We start from the raw sequence: 24,513 nt of genomic DNA on the forward strand, positions 1-24,513 counted from the left end.
CGAAACCCGGTAGACTGACCGGCTTCAGAACAACCATTCGAAAATCGAGGAGACGCCGATGATGGCCCCGAAGGACTTGCTGCTCGCGCTGATCGTGATCCTGGCGTGGGGCGTGAACTTCGTCGTGATCAAGGTCGGCCTGCACGGCATGCCGCCGATGCTGCTCGGCGCGCTGCGCTTCACGCTCGCCGCGGTGCCCGCGGTGTTCTTCGTGCGCCGCCCGCAGATTCCGTGGCGCATGCTGATCCTGTACGGCGCGACGATCCAGCTCGGCCAGTTCGTGTTCCTGTTCACCGGCATGTACGTCGGCATGCCGGCCGGCCTCGCGTCGCTCGTGCTGCAGTCGCAGGCGTTCTTCACGCTCGTGTTCGCGATGCTGTTCCTCGGCGAGCGGCTGCGCGTGCAGAACCTGATCGGCCTCGCGATCGCCGCGGGCGGGCTCGTCGTGATCGCGGTGCAGGGCGGGGGCGCGATGACGCTCGCGGGCTTTCTGCTGACCATCTGCTCGGCCGCGATGTGGGCGTTCGGCAATATCGTCACGAAGAAGGTCGGCCGGGCGAACCTCGTGTCGCTCGTCGTGTGGGCCAGCCTCGTGCCGCCGGTGCCGTTCTTCCTGCTGTCGCTGTGGTTCGAGGGGCCGCAGCGGATCGAAGCCGCGCTCGTCGGCCTGACCGGCGCGTCGATCTTCGCGGTCGTCTATCTCGCGTTCGTCGCGACGCTCGTCGGCTACGGCTTGTGGAGCCGCCTGATGTCGCGCTATCCGGCCGCGCAGGTCGCGCAATTCTCGCTGCTGGTGCCGATCGTCGGACTCGCGTCGTCGGCGCTCTTTCTCGACGAGCACCTGACGCGCGTGCAACTGATCGGCGCCGCGCTCGTGATGGGCGGGCTCGCGGTGAACGTGTTCGGCGGGAAGCTGATGCGCCGCTTCGCGGCGTCGTGACGCGCCGGCACGCAGTGCGTGCCGGCGGCGGGGGAAGGGTGGCCGTCAGGCCATCCGGCTCTTCGCGAGCGGCGGATTCGCGGCGAAGTAACGCTTGATGCCGCGGAAGATCGCGTCGGCCATCTCGTCGCGATAGCTGTCGTCGTTGAGCTTGCGCTCTTCGTCCGGGTTACTGATGAATGCGGTTTCGACGAGGATCGACGGAATGTCCGGCGCCTTCAGCACGGCGAACCCGGCCTGCTCGACCGAGCCCTTGTGCAGCTTGTTGATGCCGCCGACTTCCTTCAGCACGTAGCCGCCGTAGCGCAGCGAATCGCGGATCTGCGCGGTCGTCGACATGTCGAACAGCGCGCGGTTCACGGTCGCGTCCTGCGTCTTGATGTTGATGCCGCCGATCAGGTCCGACGAGTTTTCCTTGTTCGCCATCCAGCGTGCCGCGGCGCTCGTCGCGCCGTGGTCGGACAGCGCGAACACCGACGAGCCGCGCGCGGACGGCGTCGTGAACGCATCCGCGTGGATCGACACGAACAGGTCCGCGCCGACGCGACGCGCCTTCTGCACGCGCACGTTCAGCGGTACGAAGAAGTCGGCGTCGCGCGTCATCATCGCGCGCATGTTCGGCGCACCGTCGATCTTCGCGCGCAGCTTCTTCGCGATGTCGAGCGCGATGTGCTTCTCGTACGTGCCACCGCCGCCGATCGCACCCGGATCCTCGCCGCCGTGGCCCGGATCGATCGCGACCGTCAGCAGGCGCACGGTGCCGCCCTTGCCGGATTTCGGCGCGGTGAACTTGTAGGCGTCGCTGTCGTCTTCGCTGTCGTCGCGGCGCGCGATGACGGGCGGCGGCTTGACGGCCGGCTTCGCGGGCGCCGAAGGCGTGGTGGCGGCCGGCGGTGTGCGCGGCGTGGCCGGTGTGTTTTGCGCGAAACGCTGGAAGAACGCATCGCTGTTGTCGTTGCCGGCCATGGGCGGCGGCGGGGGCGTGCCCGGGCCGTTCAGCGCGGTCGGCGGCTGCATCTGCTGCGCACGCGCGGTGTCGTTGAGCGCCTGTTCCTTGCGTTCGGTCTGCGCGATCAGGTCGGTCAGCGGATCGGGGGCGACGGCCGGATACAGGTCGAACACGAGCCGGTACTTGTAGGTGCCCACCGGCGGCAGCGTGAACACCTGCGGCTTCACCGAACCTTTCAGGTCGAACACCATCCGCACGACGTGCGGCTGATACTGGCCGACACGTACCGACTGGATCTGCGGATCGTTCGGCGCGATCTTCGACACGAGGTCGCGCAGCGCCTGGTCGAGATCGAGGCCGCTCAGGTCGACGACGAGCCGGTCGGGACCCTGCAACAGCTGTTGGGTATTCTGCAGCGGCTGATCGGATTCGATCGTGACGCGCGTGTAATCGCGTGCGGGCCACACGCGCACGCCGAGCACCGACGACGCATGCGCGAGCCGCGGGGTGACGAGACCGAGCACCAGCGTCGACGCGCCCGCGCACAGGATCTGGCGACGGCGCCAGTTGTGCGTCGCGGTGGCCGCCGATTCGATCGAGCGGAACGGTTTGATCAACATCTTTCGAGACATGCCTTTCCTGAAGCGCTGAACGCCCGGACGGTGAGGACGCGGCCGTCGCCATCCACGTCGAGCGAGAAAACCAGATCGGGCACGCCAAGCAGAGTGCCCGCCTGTTGTGGCCATTCGACGAGACAGATCGCGCTGGAATTGAAATATTCGCGAAAGCCTGCGTCGGACCATTCGGCCGGATCGTTGAATCGATACAGATCGAAGTGATAGACCTCAAGTTCCCCATCGTCGCGTGCGAATGCGTACGGTTCGACGAGCGTGTAGGTCGGACTGCGTACGCGCCCGGTGTGGCCGAGGCCGCGCAGGAGCGCGCGCACGAGGGTCGTCTTGCCCGCGCCGAGGTCGCCGACCAGCTGGATCTGCAGCCCGTCGAACGCATGGGTGCGGGCGAGTTCGCTGCGCGCCGCGTCGAGTGCGTGCGCGAAACGGGCGCCGAAGGCCTCGGTCGCCGCTTCGTCGGCGAGTGCGATCACGCGTTCCGCGAGCGGGGCGGGCAGCGTGTCTGCATGAGGCGTATGGGACGTGGCTGACATTCTCGTAAAATAGTGCGATGAACCGATTACCGGAACTCGCCGCATCCGACAGGCCTTCGACTCGTGCCGAAGGCGCGGCGCCGTGCGCGCTCGATGATGCGACGTTGACTGCGCTCGCCGCTCGCATCAGGGCGTGGGGGCGCGAATTGGGTTTCGGGGCGATCGGCATCAGCGATACCGATCTCTCGGATGCCGAAGCAGGCCTCGCCGCCTGGCTGGAAGCCGGGTACCACGGCGAAATGGATTATATGGCGAAACACGGGATGAAACGTGCACGTCCGGCCGAACTTGTGGCCGGTACGCGACGCGTGATCTCCGTGCGGCTCGCCTATTTGCCGGCCGAAACGCTCGCCGCCGACACGCCCGATGCGTCGTCCGGCACCCTCGCGCCGCGCGACTGGCGCGCACGCGAGCGTGCGCGGCTCGACGATCCGCAGGCGGCCGTCGTGTCGATCTATGCGCGCGGCCGCGACTATCACAAGGTGCTGCGCAACCGGCTGCAGACGCTCGCGGAGCGCATCGAGCGCGAGATCGGCGCGTTCGGCTATCGCGTGTTCACCGATTCGGCGCCGGTGCTCGAGGTCGAACTCGCGCAGAAGGCCGGCGTCGGCTGGCGCGGCAAGCACACGCTGTTGCTGCAGCGCGACGCCGGTTCGCTGTTCTTCCTCGGCGAGATCTACGTCGACGTCGCGCTGCCGACCGACGCGCAAGTGTCGCCCGACACCGCCCCCGAGACGCCCGGCGCGCACTGCGGCAGCTGCACGCGCTGCATCGGCGCATGCCCGACCGGCGCGATCGTCGAGCCGTATCGCGTCGACGCGCGCCGCTGCATCTCGTACCTGACGATCGAATTGAAAGGCAGCATTCCCGAGCCGCTGCGGCCGCTGATCGGCAATCGCGTGTACGGCTGCGACGACTGTCAGCTCGTGTGCCCGTGGAACAAGTTCGCGCAGGCCGCGCCCGTCGCCGATTTCGACGTACGGCACGGCCTCGATCGCGCGACGCTCGTCGATCTGTTCGGCTGGGATGCCGACGCCTTCGATACGCGGATGCAAGGCAGCGCAATCCGGCGTATCGGTTATGAAAGCTGGCTGCGCAATCTCGCGGTCGGGCTCGGCAATGCGCTGCGCGCGCCGGCGGATCGGCTCGCGTCGCAGGCGCGCGAAGCGATCGTCGCCGCGCTGCGGGCCCGTGCCGACGATCCGTCGCCCGTCGTGCGCGAGCATGTCGAATGGGCGCTGCGTGCCGCATGAAGGCGGCGTAAAGTGTCGGCGGCGCGCGGCGGTGCCGCACGTGTCACAGGTGAGGAGAGGGTCATGTTCAATGCAGTCATCGACGCACCGTTCGGCAAGGTCGGGATCCGCACCGATGCCGCGGTGGTGCGCGAGATCGTCTATCTGCCCGAGTCGATGAAGTCGGTCGATCCGGATTCGCCGCTCGCGAAGCGCGCGGTCAGGCAGATCGAACGTTATTTCGAGCGTGCATCGGCGCGCTTCGACCTGCCGCTCGCGGACGTCGGCAGTGCGTTCCAGCATCGCGTGTGGGACGTGATCAGCGACATTCCGCCGGGCACGGTGCTGACCTACGGACAGGTCGCGAAGCGCATCGGCAGCGCGCCGCGCGCGGTCGGCCAGGCGTGCGGCGCGAACTATTTTCCGCTCGTGATTCCGTGCCATCGCGTGGTCGCGGCGGGCGGCCTCGGCGGCTTCGCGAATCACGACGACAACGGCTATTACCAGCAAGTGAAGCGCTGGCTGCTGGCGCACGAAGGTGTCCCGTACCGATGAGCGAACCGCTGCTTTCCCCCGACGCAGGATCCGACGACGCGGCGGCGGCGGCATCGCCCGCGCTGCTCGCGAGCCGTGCGTCGATCGACGTGTTCTGCGATGCGCTGTGGCTCGAGCACGGGCTCTCGCGCAATACGCTCGACGCATACCGTCGCGATCTGGTGCTGTTTTCGCAATGGCTCGCCGCGGCGCACGACGCGCCGCTCGATGTGGCCGACGAAGCGATGGTGACGGGCTATATCTCCGCGCGCAGCGATGGCAAGGCGACGTCGTCGAACCGCCGTTTGTCGGTGTTCCGTCGCTATTACGGGTGGGCCGTGCGCGAACATCATGCGAGTGCCGACCCGACGCTGCGGATCACGTCGGCGAAGCAGGCCGCGCGCTTTCCGTCGACGTTGTCCGAGGCGCAGGTCGAGGCGCTGCTCGGCGCGCCCGACGTCGACACGCCGCTCGGCCTGCGCGATCGCACGATGCTCGAGCTGATGTACGCGAGCGGGCTGCGCGTGAGCGAACTCGTCACGCTGAAGACCGTCGAGGTCGGGCTCAACGAAGGCGTCGTGCGCGTGATGGGCAAGGGCTCGAAGGAGCGGCTCGTGCCGTTCGGCGAAGTCGCGCACGGCTGGATCGAGCGCTACCTGCGCAACGCGCGGCCGGCGCTGCTCGGCGCGCGCGCGGCCGACGCGCTGTTCGTGACCGCGCGCGGCGACGGGATGACGCGCCAGCAGTTCTGGAACATCATCAAGCGCCACGCGCAGCGCGCCGACGTGCGCGCGCACCTGTCGCCGCACACGCTGCGGCACGCGTTCGCGACGCACCTGCTGAACCACGGCGCCGACCTGCGCGTCGTGCAGCTGCTGCTCGGCCACAGCGACATTTCGACCACGCAGATCTACACGCACGTCGCGCGCGAGCGGCTGAAGACGCTGCACGCGCAACACCATCCGCGCGGCTGATTCGATGCGTAGCGGGCGGTTCGCGCGCCGGCATGCCGTGACGCGTTACGCGAGTTCGCGCAGCTTGTGCTTGAGCACCTTGCCGGTCGATGCGGCCGGCAGCGCATCGAGTACGCGAATGTGTGCAGGGCGCTTGTAAGGCGCGAGCCGGTCCGCGCACCACGCGTGCAGGGCAGCCTCGGTCGCCGCCGCGCCCGGCATCAGCTCGACGAACGCGAGCACTTCCTCGTTGCCCTCGACCGCACGGCCGATGACCGCCGCCTGCACGACGTCCGGATGCGCGTTCAGCACCTGTTCGACTTCGACCGGATACACGTTGAAGCCCGAGCGGATGATCAACTCCTTGCTGCGGCCCGCGATCGTCACCGCGCCGTCCGCTTCCTGCCGTGCGAGATCGCCGGTGCTCAGCCAGCCGTCGGGCGATACGGCCGCGCGCGTTGCGTCCGTGTTGCGGTAGTAGCCGAGCATCACGTTCGGCCCGCGCACGCGGATTTCGCCCACTTCGCCCGGCGGCACGTCGGTGCCGTCCGGTGCGACGAGCCGCATCTCGACGCCCGGAATCGGCACGCCGACCGAACAGTCGGTGCGCGGCGCGTCGAGCGGCGTCTGCGTGATCGTCGGGCTGCTTTCGGTCATCCCGTAGCCGTTGTGCAGCGGCACGCCGTACCTGCGCTCGACGCGCGCCTTCAGGTCGGCATCGAGCGGGGAGCCACCCGAATACGCGAAGCGCAGCCGCGGCGCATGCCACGCGTGAGCGTGCGTATGCAGGTGCTCGAGCAGCTTTGCGTGCATCGCGGGCACGCCCTGGAAGATCGTCACGCCTTCGTCGGCCAGCGCGACGCGCACGGCCTCCGGCGAGAAGCGCGGCGCGAGCCGCAGCGTCGCGCCTGCATAGAGGCTGCCGAGGCAGACCGACGCGAGCCCGTACACGTGCGACACGGGCAGCATCGTGTACACGACGTCGTCGGGCGACACGCGGCGCAGCGTGCTCGAGGTCGCCGCGATGAACAGCAGGTTGCGATGTGACAGCATCACACCCTTCGGCGCACCCGTGGTGCCGGTCGTGTAGATCAGCGCCGCGCATTGGGCGGCGCCGTCGGCCGCGACCGGCTCGTCGGGGGCATTCACGTCGAGCCGGTGCGACCACGCACCGATGTCGATCGGCAGCGCGTCGGCCGGCGTCGCGTCGTAGCGCACCGCGTGTGTGCGCGCATCGGGCGACGCCTCCGTCGCGAAGGCGATCAGTTTCGGCTGCGCGTGCGCGGCGATCGCATCGAGTTCGCCGGCCGACAGCCGCGCGTTCGTCATCAGCGCCCATGCGTCGACGCGCGCGACCGCGAACAGCAGCACGATCTGCGCGACGCTGTTTTCGGCCACGATCATCACGCGGTCGCCGCCGCGCACGCCGAGGCTCGCGAGCCGCCCGGCGGCCGCGTCGACGGCCTGCGCCAGCTCGCCGTAGGACAGGCGGCGCGCATCCTCGATCAACGCCGGGTGCGCGGGCGCACGCGCGGCCCAGCGGGCGGGCACGTCGGCGATCCGGTCGGGTAGCGCGGCGAGCAGGGCCGCGACGTCGAGCGGCGCGGATGAGCGGTCAGACGAGGTCATGGCGTCTCCAGTGGAAGGGCCGGGCGGCGGCACGGCGAGATTTGCGAACGATCGTGCCATGGCGGCGCGTACGCCACAATCGGCCGATTGGGCAATAACGCTTCGCACGCGCCGCAATGATGGCGCATTGCGGGGCGATGGCGTCGGCCGGTGCGTGAGGGGGCCGCGAGTATACCGCCGGCGCGCCGCGCACTCGCGCGAGCGCATGACGGAGGATCGTGCAATGGCGCCCGCCCGCCGGTCGTTCGCCATTAAAATGCCGCCATGAGCAAATCCAGACACGTGTCCGAGACACCCGCGACCCAGCTGCTGCGCCGCCACGGCGTCGCGTTCGGCGAGCATCCGTACGAATACGTCGAGCACGGCGGCACCGGTGAATCGGCGCGCCAGCTCGGCGTCGACGAACACAGCGTCGTGAAGACGCTCGTGATGGAGGACGAGCACGCGAAGCCGCTGATCGTGCTCATGCACGGCGACCGCACGGTGTCGACCAAGAACCTCGCGCGGCAGATCGGCGCGAAGCGCATCGAGCCGTGCAAGCCCGACGTCGCGAACCGCCACTCCGGCTACCTGGTCGGCGGCACGTCGCCGTTCGGCACGCGCAAGACGATGCCCGTGTACGTCGAATCGACGATTCTCGAATTGCCGACGATCTACCTGAACGGCGGCCGCCGCGGCTATCTCGTGAGCCTCGCGCCCGCGGTGCTCGCGACGCTGCTCGGCGCGACGCCCGTGCAGTGCGCGAGCGTCGACTGAGGGTTTCACCTTCGTGGCAGGCCGTGCTCGTTCGGTAGAATGGGCGCCGTTTCGGCTGGTCGGCCCGTGTGGCCGGCCGCCACAGCCTGCCGGCGGTTCGTCGCGACGGCGCCTGCCGCCACCGGCCGGTACGCCGTGCCCGGCCGTCCCTTCACCGATTCGTTGAAAGAAGAGTTCTCCGCATGCAGATCCTGCTCGCCGCACTTGTTGCCTACCTGATCGGTTCGGTGTCGTTCGCCGTCGTCGTCAGCACCGCAATGGGCCTGGCCGATCCCCGTTCGTACGGGTCGAAGAATCCCGGCGCGACCAACGTGCTGCGCAGCGGCAACAAGAAGGCCGCGATCCTGACCCTCGTCGGCGACGCGTTCAAGGGCTGGATCGCCGTCTGGCTCGCGCGTCACTTCGGGCTGCCCGACGTCGCGGTCGCGTGGGTCGCGATCGCCGTGTTCCTTGGCCACCTGTATCCGGTGTTCTTCCGCTTCCAGGGCGGCAAGGGCGTCGCGACCGCGGCCGGCGTGCTGCTCGCCGTGCACCCCGCGCTGGGGCTCGCGACCGCGCTGACCTGGCTGATCATCGCGTTCTTCTTCCGCTATTCGTCGCTCGCGGCGCTGGTGGCGGCCGTGTTCGCGCCGCTGTTCGACGTGTTCCTGTTCGGCATGCCGGGTCACAACCCGGTCGCATGGGCCGTGCTGGCGATGAGCGTGCTGCTCGTGTGGCGTCACCGCGGCAACATCTCGAAGCTGCTGGCGGGGCAGGAAAGCCGGATCGGGGACAAGAAGAAGGCGGCGGCCGACGGCGGCGCGCAGGACGGCGGGAAAGCCTGAAGGAAGGTGTGACTGCCGCCGCCCGCCGGGGCGCGCGGGGCCCGGCGGCGCGGCATCACTGGCCGACGGTGTCGATCAGTCGCGGAAGTTGTTGAAGTCGAGCGGGGTGTCGGTCACGTCCTTGCGCAGCATCGCGATCACGTTTTGCAGATCGTCGCGCTTCGTGCCGGCCACGCGCACCGCGTCGCCCTGGATGCTCGCCTGCACCTTGATCTTGCTGTCTTTCACGAGCCTGACGATCTTCTTCGCGAGGTCGCCCGTCACGCCTTTCTTCACGGTGACGATCTGCTTGACCTTGTCGCCGCCGATCTTCTCGACCTTGCCGTAGTCGAGGAAGCGCACGTCGACGTTGCGCTTGGCGAGCTTGTTGATCAGCACGTCCTTGACCTGGCCGAGCTTGAAATCGTCGTCGGCGAACAGCGTGAGCTCGCGCTCCTTGTGCTCGACGCGTGCGTCGGAGCCCTTGAAGTCGAAGCGCGTCGAAATTTCCTTGTTCGACTGCTCGATGGCGTTCTTCACTTCGATCATGTTCGCTTCGGAAACGACGTCGAACGATGGCATGGCATTCTCCCTTGAGATGCGGGCGCCCGGCTCGCGCGCGGGCACTCGCTATAATTGCGGACTGTTTGCCATTTTACCGATGCCCCTTCGTTTGCCCAAGGCCGGCCGTGTGCCTGCCCGGTGAACGTGACCGCGAATGCCGATGCCTCCTGACGATTCCGCCCTGTCGCTGCTCCCCGACCATCCGCTCGCCGCGCACAACACCTTCGGCATCGGCGTGCGCGCGCGCTTCGCCGCCCGCATCACGGACGCGGCGCAGTTCGCGGCGCTGCATCGCGACCCGCGGGTCGCGAACCTGCCGCAACTTGTGCTCGGCGGCGGCAGCAACGTCGTGTTCACGCGTGATTTCGACGGCGTCGTGCTGCTCGACGAGATCGTCGGCCGCCGCGTCGTGCGCGAAGACGACGACGCGTGGTACGTCGAGGCGGGCGGCGGCGAGACCTGGCATGCGTTCGTCGCATGGACGCTCGAACAGGGGATGCCGGGCCTCGAGAACCTCGCGCTGATTCCGGGCACCGTCGGCGCCGCGCCGATCCAGAACATCGGCGCATACGGCCTCGAGATGAAGACGTATTTCGATTCGCTGGACGCCGTCGAGCTCGCGACCGGGCGCAGCGAGCGCTTCGACGCCGCACGCTGTGCATTCGGTTATCGGGACAGCTTCTTCAAACGGGAAGGGCGTGGCCGCTTCGCGATCGTGGCGGTGACGTTCCGGCTGCCCAAGCGCTGGACGCCGCGGCTCGGCTACGCGGACGTCACGCGCGAGCTCGATGCGCGCGGCATCGCGACCGACGCGGCGACGCCGCGCGACGTGTTCGACGCGGTCGTCGCGATTCGCCGTGCGAAGCTGCCCGATCCGCTCGTGCTCGGCAACGCCGGCAGCTTCTTCAAGAATCCGGTGATCGACGCCGCGCAGTTCGATGCGCTGCGCGCGCGCGCGCCGGACGTCGTGTCGTATCCGCAGCCGGACGGGCACGTGAAGCTCGCGGCCGGCTGGCTGATCGATCGCTGCGGCTGGAAAGGGCGTGCGCTCGGCGCCGCGGCCGTGCACGACCGGCAGGCGCTCGTGCTGGTCAATCGCGGCGGCGCGACGGGCGCCGACGTGCTCGCGCTGGCGCGTGCGATCCAGGACGACGTGCACACGCGTTTCGGCGTCGAGCTCGAGCCGGAACCGGTCTGCCTGTAACGCGGCTTTGATCCCCGGCTTCGATCTCCGTTTGGCCGACACGAACAAAAAGCGCCGATCGACGATCGGCGCTTTTTTGCTTGCCGCCGGATTATTGCGGCGGCGCGCGCGTGCTGCGCTCAGTGCTTGAGGCGGCCGAGCAGCAGGAACTCCATCAGCGCCTTCTGCACGTGCAGGCGGTTTTCCGCTTCGTCCCACACGACGCTTTGCGGGCCGTCGATCACGCCGGCCGTCACTTCCTCGCCGCGGTGCGCGGGCAGGCAATGCATGAAGAGCGCATCGGCGTTCGCATGGCCCATCATTTCCTCGTCGACGCACCAGTCGGCGAACGCCTTCATCCGTGCCTCGTTCTCGGCTTCGAAACCCATGCTCGTCCACACGTCGGTCGTCACGAGATCGGCGCCCTTGCAGGCTTCGTTCGGATCGTCGCACACCTCGTAGAACGGCGCGCTGTCCGGCGACACCAGCTTCATGTCGAGCGCATAGCCCGGCGGCGTCGACAGGCGCAGCTTGAAGCCGAGGATCTGCGCGGCTTCGATCCACGTGTACAGCATGTTGTTCGCGTCACCGACCCACGCGACCGTCTTGCCGGCGATCGGGCCGCGGTGCTCGTAGTACGTGAAGATGTCGGCGAGCACCTGGCACGGGTGGTATTCGTTGGTCAGGCCGTTGATCACCGGCACGCGGGAATTCTGCGCGAAGCGCGTGATCACGTCCTGCTCGAACGTGCGGATCATGATGATGTCGACCATCCGCGAGATGACCTGCGCGGAATCCTCGACGGGCTCGCCGCGGCCGAGCTGCGTGTCTCGCGTGCTCATGAAGACCGCGTGGCCGCCGAGCTGGAAGATGCCGGCCTCGAACGACAGCCGCGTGCGCGTCGAGCTCTTCTCGAAGATCATCGCGAGCGTGCGGTCGTGCAGCGGGTGATAGGTCTCGTAGTTCTTGAACTTGCGTTTCAGGATACCCGTGCGTTCGAGCACGTACTCGTAGTCTTCCAGCGAGAAATCCTTGAACTGCAGGTAGTGACGAATGGTTTTGGCGGTCATGAAACGAAATACGGCGGGTCGGGACCGGCAGCGAGGCCGGACGGCGCCGCCGTCGGGTGTGGATAACTCAAAGCAGCATAAAGGATTTTCTGTGCTTTGACGAGCCACGACGAAAACCGGGGCGCGATCGAAACGGGTCCCGATCGGGTGCCGGAGGGTGTCGGAAGAGGGGCCGCGAGACGACGCGCGATGGCGCGCTGCGGTATAATTCAAAAGTTTTCTCCAGCCCGGCAGGCAAGCCGTTTCGCGCTCTGCCGGACACAAGCCATGCGCTGCACAAAATCGGTGCGGCGCGCCGGTGGCGCGCATCGAAAGCCAGTTTTTCAGGGTGTCGAAGCGCTTGCGCCGCCGTCGATTCCAGCTTTGTGTTCGCGTATCCAGGCGCCGTTGCCTGGGCATCGCCGGGCCGTCACTTGGGTAACCACATGGCTGAAACCCCCCCGACCGAATTCTTCATCCAGGGCATCACGAAAGACGGGAAAAAGTTTCGCCCGAGCGACTGGTCGGAGCGTCTGGCCGGCGTGATGGCCTGCTTCGGGCCCGGTGCGAGCGGGCGGAACGCGCGCCTGAAATATTCGCTGTACGTGCGCCCGACGATGATCGGCGACCTGAAATGCGTGATCCTCGACTCCCGGCTGCGCGACGTCGAGCCGATGGCATTCGATTTCGTGCTGAATTTCGCGAAGGACAACAACCTCGTCGTTACCGAGGCGTGCGAACTGCCGGACTACAGCGAGAAGAAGTGAGTGCGACGGGCGAGGGCGCGTCGCGCATGCGGCGCGTGCCCGATCCCCGGCGGCCGGCATGATGTCCGGACGACGCGCAGCAAAAAAGCCCGCCTAGGCGGGCTTTTTTGCGATCGCAGGACACAGGAGCGCTCGCCGAAGCGAGCGCCCTTGCCGGTCACGCCGGATTTACGCTGCTACCGGCAGACCTTTGACGGCTGCGGCCAGGCGGCTCTTGCTGCGAGCGGCCTTGTTCTTGTGAACGATCTTCTTGTCGGCGATCGTGTCGATCGTCTTCACGGCAGCCTTGAACAGCTCGGCAGCCTTTGCCTGGTCGCCGGCTTCAACAGCCTTGCGAACCGACTTGATCGCGGTACGGAATTTCGAGCGCAGCGCCGAGTTGTGCGAATTTGCCTTCGCGGCTTGGCGGGCGCGCTTGCGTGCTTGTGCGGAGTTAGCCATGACGGTTCCTTATCCTGTCCTGTTTCCAGAGCTTGGAGCCTGACGGCCAAGCGCTGCTTTTCGATCCGTCCCCTGAGAACGATTGCCCAGGGGCGCATAAAAAACGGTGATTTTAACCGAGGCCGAGACATGAAAACGACAGGCGCCGTGCATGTACAGGCTCAGAAACCGGCAATTATAGCAACAGAATCAAGCACGTGGCAAGTTCAACGTGACATCGGCCGGATGGGGCGCCGGCGGCACGCGTGCTTTTCGGCATCCGTCCGCGCCGGGTCGCGCAACGTCCGTATAATGAGCGCCCCATGAATCTATTCCGAGCCCTGCTGACGGTCAGCGGCTTCACGCTGCTGTCGCGCGTGACCGGACTGGCCCGCGAAACGCTGATCGCCCGTGCGTTCGGCGCCAGTCAATACACCGACGCGTTCTACGTCGCCTTCCGCATTCCGAACCTGCTGCGCCGCCTGTCTGCCGAAGGCGCGTTCTCGCAGGCGTTCGTGCCGATCCTTGCCGAGTTCAAGAACCAGCAAGGGCACGATGCGACCAAGGCGCTCGTCGATGCGATGTCGACCGTGCTCGCGTGGGCACTCGCCGTGCTGTCGGTCCTCGGGATCGCCGGTGCGTCGTGGGTCGTGTTCGCGGTCGCCTCCGGCCTGCACACCGACGGGCAGGCGTTCCCGCTCGCGGTCACGATGACGCGGATCATGTTCCCGTACATCGTGTTCATTTCGCTGACGACGCTCGCGTCCGGCGTGCTGAACACCTACAAGAGCTTCTCGCTGCCGGCGTTCGCGCCGGTGCTGCTGAACGTCGCGTTCATCTCCGCCGCCGTGTTCGTCGCGCCGCACATGAAAGTGCCCGTCTTCGCGCTCGCGTGGGCCGTGATCGTGGGCGGCGTGCTGCAGTTCCTCGTGCAGCTGCCGGCCCTGAAGAAGATCGACATGGTGCCGCTGATCGGGCTCAACCCGATGCGCGCGCTGCGTCACCGCGGCGTGAAGCGCGTGCTGGCGAAGATGGTGCCCGCGACGTTCGCGGTGTCGGTCGCGCAACTGTCGCTGATCATCAACACCAACATCGCGTCGCGGCTCGGGCAGGGCGCGGTGTCGTGGATCAACTACGCCGACCGCCTGATGGAATTCCCGACGGCGCTGCTCGGCGTCGCGCTCGGCACGATCCTGCTGCCGAGCCTGTCGAAGGCGCACGTCGACGCCGATACGCACGAATACTCGGCACTGCTCGACTGGGGGCTGCGCGTCACGTTCCTGCTTGCCGCGCCGAGCGCGCTCGCGCTGTTCTTCTTCGCGACGCCGCTCACCGCGACCCTCTTCAACTACGGCAAGTTCGACGCGCATACCGTCACGATGGTCGCGCGCGCACTCGCGACCTACGGGATCGGCCTCGTCGGCATCATCCTGATCAAGATCCTCGCGCCGGGCTTCTACGCGAAGCAGGACATCAAGACGCCGGTGAAGATCGCGATCGGCGTGCTGATCGTCACGCAGATCTCGAACTACGTGTTCGTGCCGTTGATCGGTCATGCGGGCCTCACGCTGAGCATCGGCGTCGGCGCCTGCCTGAACTCGCTGCTGCTGTTCATCGGGCTGCGCAAGCGCGGCATCTACCAGCCGTCGCCGGGCTGGCTGCGCTTCTTCGTGCAGCTGATCGGCGCGACGCTCGTGCTTGCCGGCCTGATGCACTGGTGCGCGATCAGCTTCGACTGGACCGGCATGCGCGCGCAGCCGCTCGACCGGATTGCGCTGATGGCGGCGTGCCTGGTGCTGTTCGCTGCACTATATTTCGGTATGTTGTGGGTGATGGGCTTCAAATACGCTTATTTCAGAAGGCGCGCCAAGTGACGACCGCACTGACCCGCGTCCTCGACTACTTCAGCACGCTCGTGGCGGACGACGACAGTCTGCCCGTCACGGAAACCGCGCTGTCGCTTGCGCAGGACGCGTATCCCGACCTCGACCTGCAGGGCACGCTGGCCGAACTCGACATGCTGGCCGCGCGGCTGCGCCGCCGGCTCGCCGACGATGCAGACCTGAAGGACCGCGTCGCCGCGCTCAACGAGTTCTTCTTTCGCGAACTCGGCTTCGCGTGCAATCACAACGATTACTACGACCCCGATAACAGCCACCTGAACGCCGTGCTGAAGCGGCGGCGCGGGATTCCGATCTCGCTGTCGGTGCTGTATCTGGAGCTCGCCGAGCAGGTCGGCGTGCCGGCGCGCGGCGTGTCGTTCCCCGGTCATTTCCTGCTGCGCGTGACGCTGCCGGACGGCGACCTGATCATCGACCCGACCAACGGCCATTCGCTGTCCGAGGCCGAGATGGTCGAGATGCTCGAGCCGTACGTCGCGCGTGCGGCCGGCGCGGTCGACAGCGCGTTGCGCGCGCTGCTGCAGCCGGCCACGAGCCGCGAGATCATCGCGCGGATGCTGCGCAACTTGAAGACGATCTATCTGCAGACGGAACGCTGGCAGCGGCTGCTCGCGGTGCAGCAGCGGCTCGTGATCCTGCTGCCCGAACAACTCGACGAAGTGCGCGATCGCGGGTTCGCGTATGCGCGGCTCGACTACCTGCGCCCCGCGCTCGAGGATCTCGAGCAGTATCTCGGCGAACGGCCCGATGCGGACGACGCCACCGTCGTCGAATCGCAGGTCACCGAGTTGCGCCAGCGGATGCAGCGCGACGACGAGGACTGAGCCCCCGCGGCCGTGCCGCAACCGGCAGCCGGAACGAAAACGCCCGCATTGCGGGCGTTTTGCATTTGCGGCGGTTCGCGGGTTACTTCGGCTGCATCCGGATCGCGCCGTCGAGGCGGATCACTTCGCCGTTGAGCATCGGATTTTCGACGATCTGACGCACCAGCATCGCGTATTCGTCCGGCTTGCCGAGCCGCGGCGGGAACGGCACCATCGCGCCGAGCGCGTCCTGCACGTCCTTGGGCATGCCCAGCAGCATCGGCGTCTCGAACAGCCCCGGTGCGATCGTCATCACGCGGATGCCGCTGCGCGACAGATCGCGCGCGATCGGCAGCGTCATGCCGGCGACGCCGGCCTTCGATGCGGCATAGGCGGCCTGGCCGATCTGCCCGTCGTACGCGGCGACCGATGCGGTGCTGACGATCACGCCGCGCTCGCCTGCATCGTTGGGCGCGGTCGCAGCCATCGCGGCGGCCGCGAGCCGGATCATGTTGAAGGTGCCGACCAGATTCACGCTGATCGTCTTCGCGAACACGTCGAGCGGATGCGCGCCGTCCTTGCCGACCGTTTTCGCGGCGGGCGCGATGCCCGCGCAGTTCACGAGGCCACGCAGCGTGCCCGCGCGCGTCGCGGCGTCGACGGCCGCCTGCGCATCGGCCTCGCTCGACACGTCGCAGCGCACGAAGACGCCGCCCAGTTCGCTCGCGAGCGCCGTGCCGGCCGTCTCGTTCAGGTCGGCGAGCACGACCTTGCCGCCTGCCTGCGCGAGCATGCGGGCCGTTCCCGCGCCGAGGCCCGATGCGCCGCCGGTGATCAGAAAGACGTTGCCGCGAATCTCCATGACTGTCTCCTTGGTGGGGCCGATGCCGGTCGATCGGCTCAAAGCCGGTACGCGCCGGTGTCCGGCGCGCACGTATTCGAACGATTGTATGGGGCGCCATCGCGCGGCGGCCAGACAAGCACGGTCGTGCGAATAGCGGCCGGGCGAAAAAAAAGCCGCCCGGGAAGGGCGGCTTGCGGGTGCGCGACGCAGCGCTTACTTCAGTGCGCCGAATGCGCGCTCGCGGATTTCGTCGACGCTGCCGAGGCCCGAGATCTTGCGATACTGCGGCGCCTTCAGGCCGTTTTCCTCGCCACGTTGCGCCCAGTCGCCGTAGTACGTGATCAGCGGCTTGGTTTGCGCTTCGTACACTTCGAGACGCTTCTTGACGGTTTCTTCCTTGTCGTCGTCGCGCTGGATCAGCGGTTCGCCCGTCACGTCGTCCTTGCCCTCGACCTTCGGCGGGTTGAACTTCACGTGATACGTGCGGCCCGATGCCGGGTGCGTGCGGCGGCCGCTCATGCGCTCGACGATTTCCGAGAACGGCACGTCGATCTCGAGCACGTAGTCGATCGCAACGCCTGCTTCCTTCATCGCGTCAGCCTGCGCGATCGTGCGCGGGAAGCCGTCGAACAGGTAGCCGTTCGCGCAATCCGATTCCTTCAGGCGCTCTTTCACGAGGCCGATGATCAGCGCGTCCGGCACGAGCTTGCCGGCGTCCATGTAGCCCTTTGCCTCGACGCCGAGCGGCGAGCCGGCCTTGACGGCCGCGCGCAGCATGTCACCCGTCGAGATTTGCGGGATGCCGAACTTTTCCTTGATGAAGTTTGCCTGGGTGCCCTTTCCCGCGCCGGGCGCGCCCAACAGGATCAAACGCATGGTGATATCTCCGGTATGTAGATTCGTGTGGCGAGGCGCAAAAGCGTCGACGACAACGGGCGCGGTGCTTGCCTGGTGCGCGGTGAACCGGTCTGACGCGACGCGTCGTCGAGAGCGACGCGTGGCTGCCGGAAAGGACCGCGGCGGGGGCAAGCGGAGGCGCGCGGGTCGCGGACGGCTCGCACAATCGCCTGATTATGCCATGGGTTATTTTGAAGTCGGCCGAAAAAGGGCCTGCACGCGCGCGAGGTCGGCCGGCGTGTCGACTCCGGCTGCGGGCGCCTGATCGGTGATGAGCACCGCGATGCGCTCGCCGTGCCACATCGCGCGCAGTTGTTCGAGCTGCTCGGCCTGCTCGATCGGTGCCTGCGCGAGCGACGGATACGTGCGCAGGAAACGCGCGCGATACGCATACAGGCCGATGTGGCGGTAGACCGGGAAAGCCGGTGCAGGCATGGCCGCGACGTCCGGCCAGTGCGATACGTACGCATCGCGGCTCCACGGAATCGGCGCGCGCGAGAAGTACATCGCGACGTTTCGCGCGTCGAGAGCGACCTTCACGACGTTCGGGTTGAACACGTCGGCTGCGTCGTGGATCGGGTGGGCCGCGGTCGCGATCGCGCAGTCCGCATGGGCCGCGAGGTGCGACGCTACGTCGCGCACCAGCGCCGGGTCGATCAGCGGCTCGTCGCCCTGCACGTTGACGACGACGGTGTCGTCGCTCCAGCCGAAGGCCGCCGCGACTTCCGCGAGCCGGTCGGTGCCGGACGGATGGTCGGCGCGCGTCAGCACCGCTTCGAAGCCGTGATCGCGAGCCGCGTCGAGCACGTCCTGCGCGTCGGATGCGACGAGCACCTGCTGCGCGCCGGCTTCGCGCGCGCGTTCGGCGACGCGCACGACCATCGGCTTGCCGCCGAGATCGGCGAGCGGCTTGTTCGGCAGGCGCGTCGACGCGAGCCGGGCAGGAATGACGGCGATGAAGGGCTGCGGATGAGTCATCGGGGTTCAGCGGTGAGAAGGGCGGGGCGGGCGGCGCATTGGCAGCGGGCCACCCGGAAAGGCCCGGCGCGCGGCCGCGGACAGGTCGCGACCGGGCGCCGGTTCAGCGGCGCGTCGGCTTAGCTGCCGGCGGGGCCGGCCGGGTCGACCGGCGTGCCTTCGACGGTCTGGCGCGCTTCGTCGACGAGCATCACGGGGATGCCGTCGCGGATCGGGTAGGCGAGCTTGTCCGCGTTGCAGATCAGCTCCTGCGCGGCGCGGTCATAGTGGAGCGGGCCTTTGCAGATAGGGCACACAAGGATTTCAAGCAGGCGAGCGTCCACGGAGTTTCTCCACAACGAGGGCAATGAGGCGAGGATCGAGCGCGGCTTCGACGGGGACGACCCACAGCCGAGCGTCGCGCCAGGAAGCGCCCAATTTTACTGCATCCTTCTCGGTGATCAGGATCGCGTCGACCGCGTCGTCGACGAACGGATTGTCGGCGAACGCGTAATGGTCGGGCAGCGCGCGCGTCGCCGGTGCGAGGCCGGCCGCGCGCAGGGTCGCGAAGAAGCGCTCCGGTGCGCCGATGCCGGCCGCGGCGAGCACGCGCTCGTTCGCGAACTGCGACAGCGGGCGGCGCAGCGCCGGCTGGTCGAGGTGCCAGGCGGCGCCCGGCGTCAGCGCGAGCGCATAGGTGTCGGGCCACGGCGGCAGCGCGCCGCTGTACGGATCGTTGACGAGCGTCGCGTCGCGGTGGCGCGACAGCGGCTCGCGCAGCGGCCCGGCCGGCAGCAGGAAGCCGTTGCCGCCGAGCCGGTGGTCGAACACGACGAGCTCGACCGTGCGCGCGAGGCGGTAGTGCTGCAGGCCGTCGTCGCTGACGATCACGTCGACGTCCGGGTGCGCGGCGCGCAGCGCCTGCGCGGCCGCGACGCGGTCGGGGCACACCCACACCGGCGCGCCGGTGCGGCGCGCGATCAGCAGCGGTTCGTCGCCGGCCGCGCTCGGGCGCGACGCGGGAGTGACGGCGGTCGGCGCCTTCACGTTCGCGCCGTAGCCGCGCGACACGACGCCCGGCGTGAAGCCGGCCGCGCGCAGCGCGTCGACGAGCGCGATCACGGTCGGCGTCTTGCCGGTGCCGCCGACGGTCACGTTGCCGACCACGACGACGGGCACGCCGACGTCGACCGGTTGCTTCCAGCCCTGCGCATAGGCGGTGCGCCGCAGCGCTGCGCACAGACCGAATACGCACGCGAACGGCGTGAGCGCCCAGGCGAGCGCACCGCGGCGCTGCCATTCGCGTGTCAGGTGCGCTTCGAGCCGCGCGAGCGGGCCGCCGGGCGCGCTCATCGGGCCGGGCGCGGCGCATCGTGCGCCGCGGCGTGGGACGGATTCGTCAAGGCGGATTCTCCGTTGGGCGGCGCATGCCGCAAGGTCTTCGGAAGGCGGCACTCTAGCGCGTCGCACGCGGGCGCGGCAAGCGCGGCCGGGCGGCAACCTCGATGGGGCCGGATCGGTGCGGCTTGTGGATAACTCTGTGAAAAACTCGCCGCCCGTTCACGTCAAACGCCCGCCCGGTGGGCATCGAATCGGAGGTGCATCTTTTTGTAATGTTTAAAAATTCATAAAAATCAATGCGTTACATCAAATCGTCTGTTTTTTTACGCGGTTTTTAAGCGTTTTTGGCGGACGATTGCCAGCATGTGGACACATTTCGCGCGGCGCGGCGCGGACGGTCGGCGCTGGACGTCGCGCGCATGTCGGACTATCGTGTCGCCGCCAGCATTCATCCGACCGCCCATGTCTTTCGACTCCCCTTTTTCCGCTCCCGGCGCCACCCGCGGCGGTGACGAAGTGATTCCCGTTTCGGCGCTCAACCGTGCCATTTCGACGATGCTCGAGCGCTCGTTTCCGCTGCTGTGGATTTCGGGCGAAGTGTCGAACTTCACGCGTGCCGCGAGCGGACACTGGTATTTCTCGATCAAGGACCAGCAGGCGCAGATGCGCTGCGTGATGTTCCGCGGTCGCGCGCAGTACGCGGAATTCACGCCGCGCGAAGGCGACCGGATCGAGGTGCGCGCGGTCATCACGATGTACGAGCCGCGCGGCGAAGTGCAGCTCAACGTCGAGGCCGTGCGGCGCACCGGGCAAGGGCGCCTGTACGAGGCGTTCCTGCGCCTGAAGGCCCAGCTCGAGGCCGAAGGGCTGTTCGCGCCCGAGCGCAAGCGCCCGTTGCCGACCCACCCGCGCGCGATCGGCATCGTCACGTCGCTGCAGGCAGCCGCGTTGCGCGACGTGCTGACCACGCTCGCGCGCCGCGCGCCGCACATCCCGGTGATCGTCTACCCGGCGCCCGTGCAGGGCGCGGGCTCGGCCGAGAAGCTCGTGGCGGCCGTGCAGGCCGCGAACGCGCGGTGCGAGGTCGACGTGCTACTCGTCTGCCGCGGCGGCGGTTCGATCGAGGATCTGTGGTCGTTCAACGACGAAGCGCTCGCGCGGGCGATCGCCGCGAGCGACTTGCCGGTCGTCAGCGGCGTCGGCCACGAAACCGATTTCACGATCGCGGACTTCGCGGCCGACCTGCGCGCGCCGACGCCGACCGGCGCGGCCGAGCTCGCGAGTCCGCAGCGTGCATTGCTCCTGCGCGAGGTCGCCGACCGGCAACGCGCGCTGGCGCGCAGCCTCGAGCGCGGGCTCGAGCAACGCGCGCAGCAACTCGACTGGCTCGCGCGGCGGCTCGTCAGCCCGGCTGAGCGGTTGCAGCGGCAGCGCACGCACGTCGAGCAGCTTGCCGTGCGGCTTGCGTCGGCGGCATCGCGGCCGGTGCGCGACGCACGGGCGCGCTTCGCACTGGCGCAACTGCGCTGGCAGCGCGCGCGGCCCGATCCGGCGTACGCGCGTCACGCGCTCGCGGGGCTGTCGCAACGTCTCGCGGTGGCGCTGCAGCGTCGTTACGAGCGGGATACCGCGCGGGTCTCGGCCTGTGCGGCGCGGCTCGAGGTGCTGAGCCCGCAGCGCACGCTGGAGCGCGGCTATGCGGCGCTGATCGACGCGCAGACCGGCCGCGCGGTGCGCGCGCCGAGCGCGTTGAAGCCGCAGCGCCGCCTGACCGTGCATCTCGCCGAAGGCTCGGCCGACGTATCGCTCGCCGACGTGCAGCCACGACTCACCGACACGATCTGACGGCCACCGCGTAAGCGAAACGAAGGTTGCCTGCCGGGTGCGCCCGCCGCATCCGGCGCGGGAACGAATGCTGCGCGATGTCGTCTGGTCCTGCCGGACGAAGCGCCAGCGTCGATTTTCGGCATACCGCGGATAAATGCCCGTGAGTTTGCGGGGATATTCGGACTCGCCTACAATCGGACGCTCGGCAGCATTCAACACAGCCTCCCCACATACTCAACGAAGGAATCGCCATGGCTCATACGCTCCCGCCGCTCCCGTACGCTGAAGACGCACTCGCGCCGACCATCTCGAAAGAGACGATCGAGTACCACTACGGCAAGCACCACCAGGCTTATGTGACGAACCTGAACAATCTGATCCCGGGCACGGAATTCGAAAACCTGTCGCTGGAAGAGATCGTCAAGAAGTCGTCGGGTGGCATCTTCAACAACGCCGCGCAAATCTGGAACCACACGTTCTTCTGGAACAGCCTGTCGCCGAACGGCGGCGGTGCTCCGTCGGGCGCGCTGGGCGACGCCATCAACGCGAAGTGGGGTTCGTACGACGCGTTCAAGGAAGCGTTCACGAAGGCGGCAGTCGGCACGTTCGGTTCGGGCTGGGCATGGCTCGTGAAGAAGGCTGACGGTTCGCTCGACATCGTGTCGACGAGCAACGCGGCAACGCCGCTGACGACCGCCGACAAGGCGCTGCTGACGATCGACGTGTGGGAACACGCGTACTACATCGACTACCGCAACGCACGTCCGAAGTTCGTCGAAGCGTTCTGGAACATCGTGAACTGGGACTTCGCAGCGAAGAACTTCGCGTAAGCCCCGGCGTTTGCACGCCATCGCGGCGCGCGGCACTGCGAAAAAAAGCCCTCGTCACGAGGGCTTTTTTGTTTTTGCCGGATGCCGACGAACGGGCGGCATCCGGCGGATCACGTCATCATCCCCGACACCCAGCCGAGCGCCGCACTCGCGATCACGACGGCCCACGGCGGCACGCGCCAGAACACGAGCGCGACGAACGCGACGAGCGCGGCCGCGAAATCGTGCGGCGCCACGATCGTGTTGCTCCACACCGGGTGGTAGAGCGCGGCGACCAGCAGCCCGACCACGGCCGCATTGACGCCCGCGAGCGCGGCCTGCATCCGCGTGCTGCGGCGCAGGCGTTCCCAGAACGGTGCGGTGCCCGCGACGAGCAGGAACGACGGCGCGAAGATCGACACGAGCGCGATCGCCGCGCCGAGCCAGCCGTTCGGGGCCTCGCGCAGCGACGCGCCGAGGAACGCCGAGAACGTGAAGAGCGGCCCCGGCACGGCCTGCGCGGCGCCGTAGCCGGCGAGGAACGCCGAGTCGCCGACCCAGCCCGGCGCGACCACGGCCGCCTGCAGCAGCGGCAGTACCACATGCCCGCCGCCGAACACCAGCGCGCCGGTGCGAAAGAACGCATCGACGACCGCGAGCGCGTGCGAATCCAGTGCGCGAGCCGCGAACGGCAGCACGACGAGCAGCGTGGCGAACAGCACGAGCCACAGCACGCCTGCGCGATGCGACACATGCAGCGGCAGCGGATCGTGCGCGCCGCGCTCGGGTTGCGGCAACAGCACGAGGCCGGCCGCACCCGCCGCGACGATCACCACGACCTGCAGCCACGCGGCCGGCACAAGCAGCGCGAGGCAGGCCGCGGCCGCCATCAGCGTGACGCGCCGCGCATCCGGACACAGCGTGCGCGCCATGCCCCACACCGCTTGCGCGATCACCGCGACCGACACGATGCGCAGCCCGTGCAGCGCGCCGGCCGCGACGGGCATGCCCGTCGCGTGCACGCCGAGCGCGAACAGCATCATCAGCAGCGCCGACGGCAGCGTGAAGCCGAGCCACGCGGCGAACATCCCCGCATAGCCCGCGCGCGACAACCCGATCGCCATCCCGACCTGGCTGCTGGCCGGCCCCGGCAGGAACTGGCACAGCCCGACGAGATCCGCGTAGGCGCGCTCGGTCAGCCAGCCGCGCCGCGTGACGAATGCGTCGCGGAAGTAGCCGAGATGCGCGACCGGGCCGCCGAACGACGTGAGGCCGAGCCGCAGGAACGCGACGAACACGGGCCACGCGTGGCGGGAAGGAGCGGAGACGGTCGACGTGTGCAAGGGCGGCGCGGGCGAGGGCGAACGAGCCGCCACGATAGCGCAACGGCGTGACGCCGGGAATGCGGCGTTGTGGCGATTGCGCGGGCGTCAGGCCATGCCGTCGGGCAGCCCGCTCGCGCGGCGCAGCGCGTCGACATCGACCAGTTCGATCTCGCCGACATGCAGCCGCACGACGCCGTCGGCCTGCAGCGCCTTCAGCAACTGGTTGGTGGTCTGCCGCGTCAGCGACAGCATCGACGCGAGCTTTTCCTGCGACAGCCGGATGCGCGTGCGGCCGGCACTGATCCCGCCGTAGCCGTTGGCGATCATCAGCAGCCGCGCGGCGAGCCGCTGCGCGGCCGGCATCACGCTCATCGCTTCGACGGTCAGGAAGCTCAGCCGGAGCTTTTGCGCCATCAGCAGCGCGAATTGCCGCCAGTATTGCGGCGTCGTGTCGAGGATCCCGAGCAGGGCGGCTTGCGGGACGTGCAGCAGCAGCGTGTCGTCGAGCGCGATCGCATCGTGGGTGCGCGGCTGGCCGTCGAACAGCGCGATTTCACCGAACCACGTGACGGGCTCGGCGACCGTCAACAGCGCCTCCTTGCCGTGCGCATCCACCGCGCCTATGGTGAGGGAACCGGCCAGTACCGCATACAGCCCGCATGGCGGGTCGCCGCGCCGGAACAGCGCATGGCCGGCAGGCAGGCGCCGCAACGCGGCGCGCTCGAGCAACTGCGCGCGCAAGTCGGGCGGCAGCGCGGCGAACCACGGGTGCGCTTCGATCTGCGGCAGGTAGGGGGCGAGCGACGAGGGCATGGGCACGCGATGTCGGGTAGTTGACAGAGGTTCTCGGGCGTGACGCGCATCA

25 protein-coding genes are annotated in these 24,513 nt (G+C 68.1%); 12 read left to right on the forward strand and 13 right to left on the reverse strand.

All coding sequences use genetic code 11. The annotated features are described in order from the left end of the window. The first annotated feature begins 61 nt into the window (after positions 1-61). Complete coding sequence (locus BX604_RS10860) at positions 62-940, forward strand: EamA family transporter (RefSeq protein ID WP_175801245.1); 879 nt, start codon at positions 62-64, stop codon at positions 938-940. A 45-nt stretch (positions 941-985) separates the two neighbouring features. Here BX604_RS10860 and BX604_RS10865 read toward each other — a convergent pair whose 3' ends face one another. Next, a complete protein-coding gene (locus BX604_RS10865) occupies positions 986-2,521 on the reverse strand; it encodes an N-acetylmuramoyl-L-alanine amidase (protein ID WP_098550810.1) in 1,536 nt (511 codons plus the stop codon). Continuing rightward, entirely contained in the window at positions 2,503-3,054 is a 552-nt protein-coding gene (gene tsaE, locus BX604_RS10870; RefSeq protein WP_098550811.1) for a tRNA (adenosine(37)-N6)-threonylcarbamoyltransferase complex ATPase subunit type 1 TsaE, read from the reverse strand. Before tsaE ends, BX604_RS10865 begins: the two co-directional genes overlap by 19 nt. Before the next feature lie 17 nt (positions 3,055-3,071). Between tsaE and queG the strand changes: the two genes are divergently transcribed. The 3 genes from queG (at position 3,072) to xerD (ending at position 5,794) form a co-directional block, all read left to right on the forward strand. Further along, positions 3,072-4,307 (forward strand): tRNA epoxyqueuosine(34) reductase QueG, encoded by a 1,236-nt coding sequence (queG, locus tag BX604_RS10875; protein WP_098550812.1) that lies wholly within the window; start codon positions 3,072-3,074, stop codon positions 4,305-4,307. 63 nt (positions 4,308-4,370) lie between these two features. After that, complete coding sequence (locus BX604_RS10880; protein WP_098550813.1) at positions 4,371-4,841, forward strand: methylated-DNA--[protein]-cysteine S-methyltransferase; 471 nt, start codon at positions 4,371-4,373, stop codon at positions 4,839-4,841. Then, a complete protein-coding gene (xerD, locus tag BX604_RS10885) occupies positions 4,838-5,794 on the forward strand; it encodes a site-specific tyrosine recombinase XerD (protein WP_098550814.1) in 957 nt (318 codons plus the stop codon). The genes BX604_RS10880 and xerD overlap by 4 nt, the downstream gene beginning before the upstream one ends. Before the next feature lie 45 nt (positions 5,795-5,839). Here the strand turns inward: xerD and BX604_RS10890 are convergent, their stop codons facing one another. Next, complete coding sequence (locus BX604_RS10890) at positions 5,840-7,402, reverse strand: class I adenylate-forming enzyme family protein (RefSeq protein WP_098550815.1); 1,563 nt, start codon at positions 7,400-7,402, stop codon at positions 5,840-5,842. Positions 7,403-7,666: 264 nt separating this feature from the next. Between BX604_RS10890 and ybaK the strand changes: the two genes are divergently transcribed. After that, positions 7,667-8,158: a Cys-tRNA(Pro) deacylase gene (ybaK, locus tag BX604_RS10895; RefSeq protein ID WP_098550816.1), complete on the forward strand. Its 492-nt coding sequence runs from the start codon at positions 7,667-7,669 to the stop codon at positions 8,156-8,158. Between the two features lie 182 nt (positions 8,159-8,340). Beyond that, positions 8,341-8,982, forward strand: a complete 642-nt coding sequence (plsY, locus tag BX604_RS10900; RefSeq protein WP_098550817.1) for a glycerol-3-phosphate 1-O-acyltransferase PlsY — start codon at positions 8,341-8,343, stop codon at positions 8,980-8,982. A gap of 75 nt (positions 8,983-9,057) precedes the next feature. On the opposite strand, the gene BX604_RS10905 is transcribed toward plsY, so the two are convergent. After that, positions 9,058-9,543, reverse strand: a complete 486-nt coding sequence (locus tag BX604_RS10905) for a YajQ family cyclic di-GMP-binding protein (protein WP_098550818.1) — start codon at positions 9,541-9,543, stop codon at positions 9,058-9,060. A gap of 136 nt (positions 9,544-9,679) precedes the next feature. Between BX604_RS10905 and murB the strand changes: the two genes are divergently transcribed. After that, positions 9,680-10,729: a UDP-N-acetylmuramate dehydrogenase gene (gene murB / locus BX604_RS10910; protein WP_098550819.1), complete on the forward strand. Its 1,050-nt coding sequence runs from the start codon at positions 9,680-9,682 to the stop codon at positions 10,727-10,729. Positions 10,730-10,848: 119 nt separating this feature from the next. Here murB and argF read toward each other — a convergent pair whose 3' ends face one another. Next, positions 10,849-11,778 (reverse strand): ornithine carbamoyltransferase, encoded by a 930-nt coding sequence (gene argF, locus BX604_RS10915; protein ID WP_098550820.1) that lies wholly within the window; start codon positions 11,776-11,778, stop codon positions 10,849-10,851. Positions 11,779-12,203: 425 nt separating this feature from the next. On the opposite strand from argF, the gene BX604_RS10925 reads away from it, so the two are divergent. Further along, complete coding sequence (locus BX604_RS10925) at positions 12,204-12,524, forward strand: DUF3579 domain-containing protein (RefSeq protein ID WP_098550821.1); 321 nt, start codon at positions 12,204-12,206, stop codon at positions 12,522-12,524. Between the two features lie 168 nt (positions 12,525-12,692). Here the strand turns inward: BX604_RS10925 and rpsT are convergent, their stop codons facing one another. Further along, positions 12,693-12,965: a 30S ribosomal protein S20 gene (rpsT, locus tag BX604_RS10930; RefSeq protein WP_098550822.1), complete on the reverse strand. Its 273-nt coding sequence runs from the start codon at positions 12,963-12,965 to the stop codon at positions 12,693-12,695. Positions 12,966-13,267: 302 nt separating this feature from the next. On the opposite strand from rpsT, the gene murJ reads away from it, so the two are divergent. Next, positions 13,268-14,818 (forward strand): murein biosynthesis integral membrane protein MurJ, encoded by a 1,551-nt coding sequence (gene murJ / locus BX604_RS10935; protein WP_098550823.1) that lies wholly within the window; start codon positions 13,268-13,270, stop codon positions 14,816-14,818. Positions 14,819-14,826: 8 nt separating this feature from the next. Beyond that, the gene (locus BX604_RS10940; RefSeq protein WP_098552824.1) at positions 14,827-15,669 is read left to right on the forward strand and encodes a SirB1 family protein; all 843 of its coding nucleotides are present in this window, start codon (positions 14,827-14,829) and stop codon (positions 15,667-15,669) included. Between the two features lie 82 nt (positions 15,670-15,751). Here the strand turns inward: BX604_RS10940 and BX604_RS10945 are convergent, their stop codons facing one another. The 5 genes from BX604_RS10945 to lpxK all read right to left on the reverse strand — a co-directional run bounded on the left by BX604_RS10945 (position 15,752) and on the right by lpxK (position 19,699). After that, positions 15,752-16,510: an SDR family NAD(P)-dependent oxidoreductase gene (locus BX604_RS10945; protein WP_098550824.1), complete on the reverse strand. Its 759-nt coding sequence runs from the start codon at positions 16,508-16,510 to the stop codon at positions 15,752-15,754. Positions 16,511-16,705: 195 nt separating this feature from the next. Further along, positions 16,706-17,368 carry an adenylate kinase gene (adk, locus tag BX604_RS10950; RefSeq protein WP_098550825.1) on the reverse strand — a complete coding sequence of 221 codons (663 nt, stop codon included), beginning with the start codon at positions 17,366-17,368 and terminating at the stop codon, positions 16,706-16,708. A gap of 207 nt (positions 17,369-17,575) precedes the next feature. Then, complete coding sequence (kdsB, locus tag BX604_RS10955) at positions 17,576-18,367, reverse strand: 3-deoxy-manno-octulosonate cytidylyltransferase (RefSeq protein ID WP_098550826.1); 792 nt, start codon at positions 18,365-18,367, stop codon at positions 17,576-17,578. A 119-nt stretch (positions 18,368-18,486) separates the two neighbouring features. Further along, positions 18,487-18,690, reverse strand: coding sequence for a Trm112 family protein (locus tag BX604_RS10960; RefSeq protein WP_006750935.1), 204 nt, complete (start codon positions 18,688-18,690; stop codon positions 18,487-18,489). Then, positions 18,671-19,699 (reverse strand): tetraacyldisaccharide 4'-kinase, encoded by a 1,029-nt coding sequence (gene lpxK / locus BX604_RS10965; protein ID WP_098550827.1) that lies wholly within the window; start codon positions 19,697-19,699, stop codon positions 18,671-18,673. Before lpxK ends, BX604_RS10960 begins: the two co-directional genes overlap by 20 nt. 450 nt (positions 19,700-20,149) lie before the next feature. Here lpxK and xseA point away from each other — a divergent pair, with 450 nt between their 5' ends. Further along, positions 20,150-21,532, forward strand: coding sequence for an exodeoxyribonuclease VII large subunit (xseA, locus tag BX604_RS10970; RefSeq protein ID WP_098550828.1), 1,383 nt, complete (start codon positions 20,150-20,152; stop codon positions 21,530-21,532). 233 nt (positions 21,533-21,765) lie between these two features. Further along, the gene (gene sodB, locus BX604_RS10975; protein WP_006762833.1) at positions 21,766-22,344 is read left to right on the forward strand and encodes a superoxide dismutase [Fe]; all 579 of its coding nucleotides are present in this window, start codon (positions 21,766-21,768) and stop codon (positions 22,342-22,344) included. 110 nt (positions 22,345-22,454) lie between these two features. On the opposite strand, the gene chrA is transcribed toward sodB, so the two are convergent. Beyond that, on the reverse strand, positions 22,455-23,666 hold the full coding sequence (chrA, locus tag BX604_RS10980; RefSeq protein WP_098550829.1) for a chromate efflux transporter: 1,212 nt from the start codon (positions 23,664-23,666) through the stop codon (positions 22,455-22,457). A gap of 87 nt (positions 23,667-23,753) precedes the next feature. Then, entirely contained in the window at positions 23,754-24,461 is a 708-nt protein-coding gene (locus BX604_RS10985; RefSeq protein WP_098550830.1) for a Crp/Fnr family transcriptional regulator, read from the reverse strand. Positions 24,462-24,513 lie beyond the last annotated feature (52 nt).

The sequence above is a fragment of the Burkholderia sp. JKS000303 genome (assembly GCF_002563755.1).
Taxonomy (GTDB): Bacteria; Pseudomonadota; Gammaproteobacteria; order Burkholderiales; family Burkholderiaceae; genus Burkholderia; species Burkholderia anthina_B.

What these genes read in the sequence shown, in the direction of transcription:
- BX604_RS10890 (WP_098550815.1), bottom strand. Translation starts at nt 7,402, where the DNA reads ATGACCTCGTCTGACCGCTCATCCGCGCCGCTCGACGTCGCGGCCCTG.
- murJ (WP_098550823.1), top strand. Translation starts at nt 13,268, where the DNA reads ATGAATCTATTCCGAGCCCTGCTGACGGTCAGCGGCTTCACGCTGCTG.
- argF (WP_098550820.1), bottom strand. Translation starts at nt 11,778, where the DNA reads ATGACCGCCAAAACCATTCGTCACTACCTGCAGTTCAAGGATTTCTCG.
- tsaE (WP_098550811.1), bottom strand. Translation starts at nt 3,054, where the DNA reads ATGTCAGCCACGTCCCATACGCCTCATGCAGACACGCTGCCCGCCCCG.
- BX604_RS10860 (WP_175801245.1), top strand. Translation starts at nt 62, where the DNA reads ATGGCCCCGAAGGACTTGCTGCTCGCGCTGATCGTGATCCTGGCGTGG.
- queG (WP_098550812.1), top strand. Translation starts at nt 3,072, where the DNA reads ATGAACCGATTACCGGAACTCGCCGCATCCGACAGGCCTTCGACTCGT.
- ybaK (WP_098550816.1), top strand. Translation starts at nt 7,667, where the DNA reads ATGAGCAAATCCAGACACGTGTCCGAGACACCCGCGACCCAGCTGCTG.
- adk (WP_098550825.1), bottom strand. Translation starts at nt 17,368, where the DNA reads ATGCGTTTGATCCTGTTGGGCGCGCCCGGCGCGGGAAAGGGCACCCAG.
- BX604_RS10925 (WP_098550821.1), top strand. Translation starts at nt 12,204, where the DNA reads ATGGCTGAAACCCCCCCGACCGAATTCTTCATCCAGGGCATCACGAAA.
- xseA (WP_098550828.1), top strand. Translation starts at nt 20,150, where the DNA reads ATGTCTTTCGACTCCCCTTTTTCCGCTCCCGGCGCCACCCGCGGCGGT.
- rpsT (WP_098550822.1), bottom strand. Translation starts at nt 12,965, where the DNA reads ATGGCTAACTCCGCACAAGCACGCAAGCGCGCCCGCCAAGCCGCGAAG.
- plsY (WP_098550817.1), top strand. Translation starts at nt 8,341, where the DNA reads ATGCAGATCCTGCTCGCCGCACTTGTTGCCTACCTGATCGGTTCGGTG.
- murB (WP_098550819.1), top strand. Translation starts at nt 9,680, where the DNA reads ATGCCGATGCCTCCTGACGATTCCGCCCTGTCGCTGCTCCCCGACCAT.
- kdsB (WP_098550826.1), bottom strand. Translation starts at nt 18,367, where the DNA reads ATGACTCATCCGCAGCCCTTCATCGCCGTCATTCCTGCCCGGCTCGCG.
- xerD (WP_098550814.1), top strand. Translation starts at nt 4,838, where the DNA reads ATGAGCGAACCGCTGCTTTCCCCCGACGCAGGATCCGACGACGCGGCG.
- lpxK (WP_098550827.1), bottom strand. Translation starts at nt 19,699, where the DNA reads ATGAGCGCGCCCGGCGGCCCGCTCGCGCGGCTCGAAGCGCACCTGACA.
- BX604_RS10945 (WP_098550824.1), bottom strand. Translation starts at nt 16,510, where the DNA reads ATGGAGATTCGCGGCAACGTCTTTCTGATCACCGGCGGCGCATCGGGC.
- BX604_RS10880 (WP_098550813.1), top strand. Translation starts at nt 4,371, where the DNA reads ATGTTCAATGCAGTCATCGACGCACCGTTCGGCAAGGTCGGGATCCGC.
- BX604_RS10905 (WP_098550818.1), bottom strand. Translation starts at nt 9,543, where the DNA reads ATGCCATCGTTCGACGTCGTTTCCGAAGCGAACATGATCGAAGTGAAG.
- sodB (WP_006762833.1), top strand. Translation starts at nt 21,766, where the DNA reads ATGGCTCATACGCTCCCGCCGCTCCCGTACGCTGAAGACGCACTCGCG.
- BX604_RS10985 (WP_098550830.1), bottom strand. Translation starts at nt 24,461, where the DNA reads ATGCCCTCGTCGCTCGCCCCCTACCTGCCGCAGATCGAAGCGCACCCG.
- BX604_RS10865 (WP_098550810.1), bottom strand. Translation starts at nt 2,521, where the DNA reads ATGTCTCGAAAGATGTTGATCAAACCGTTCCGCTCGATCGAATCGGCG.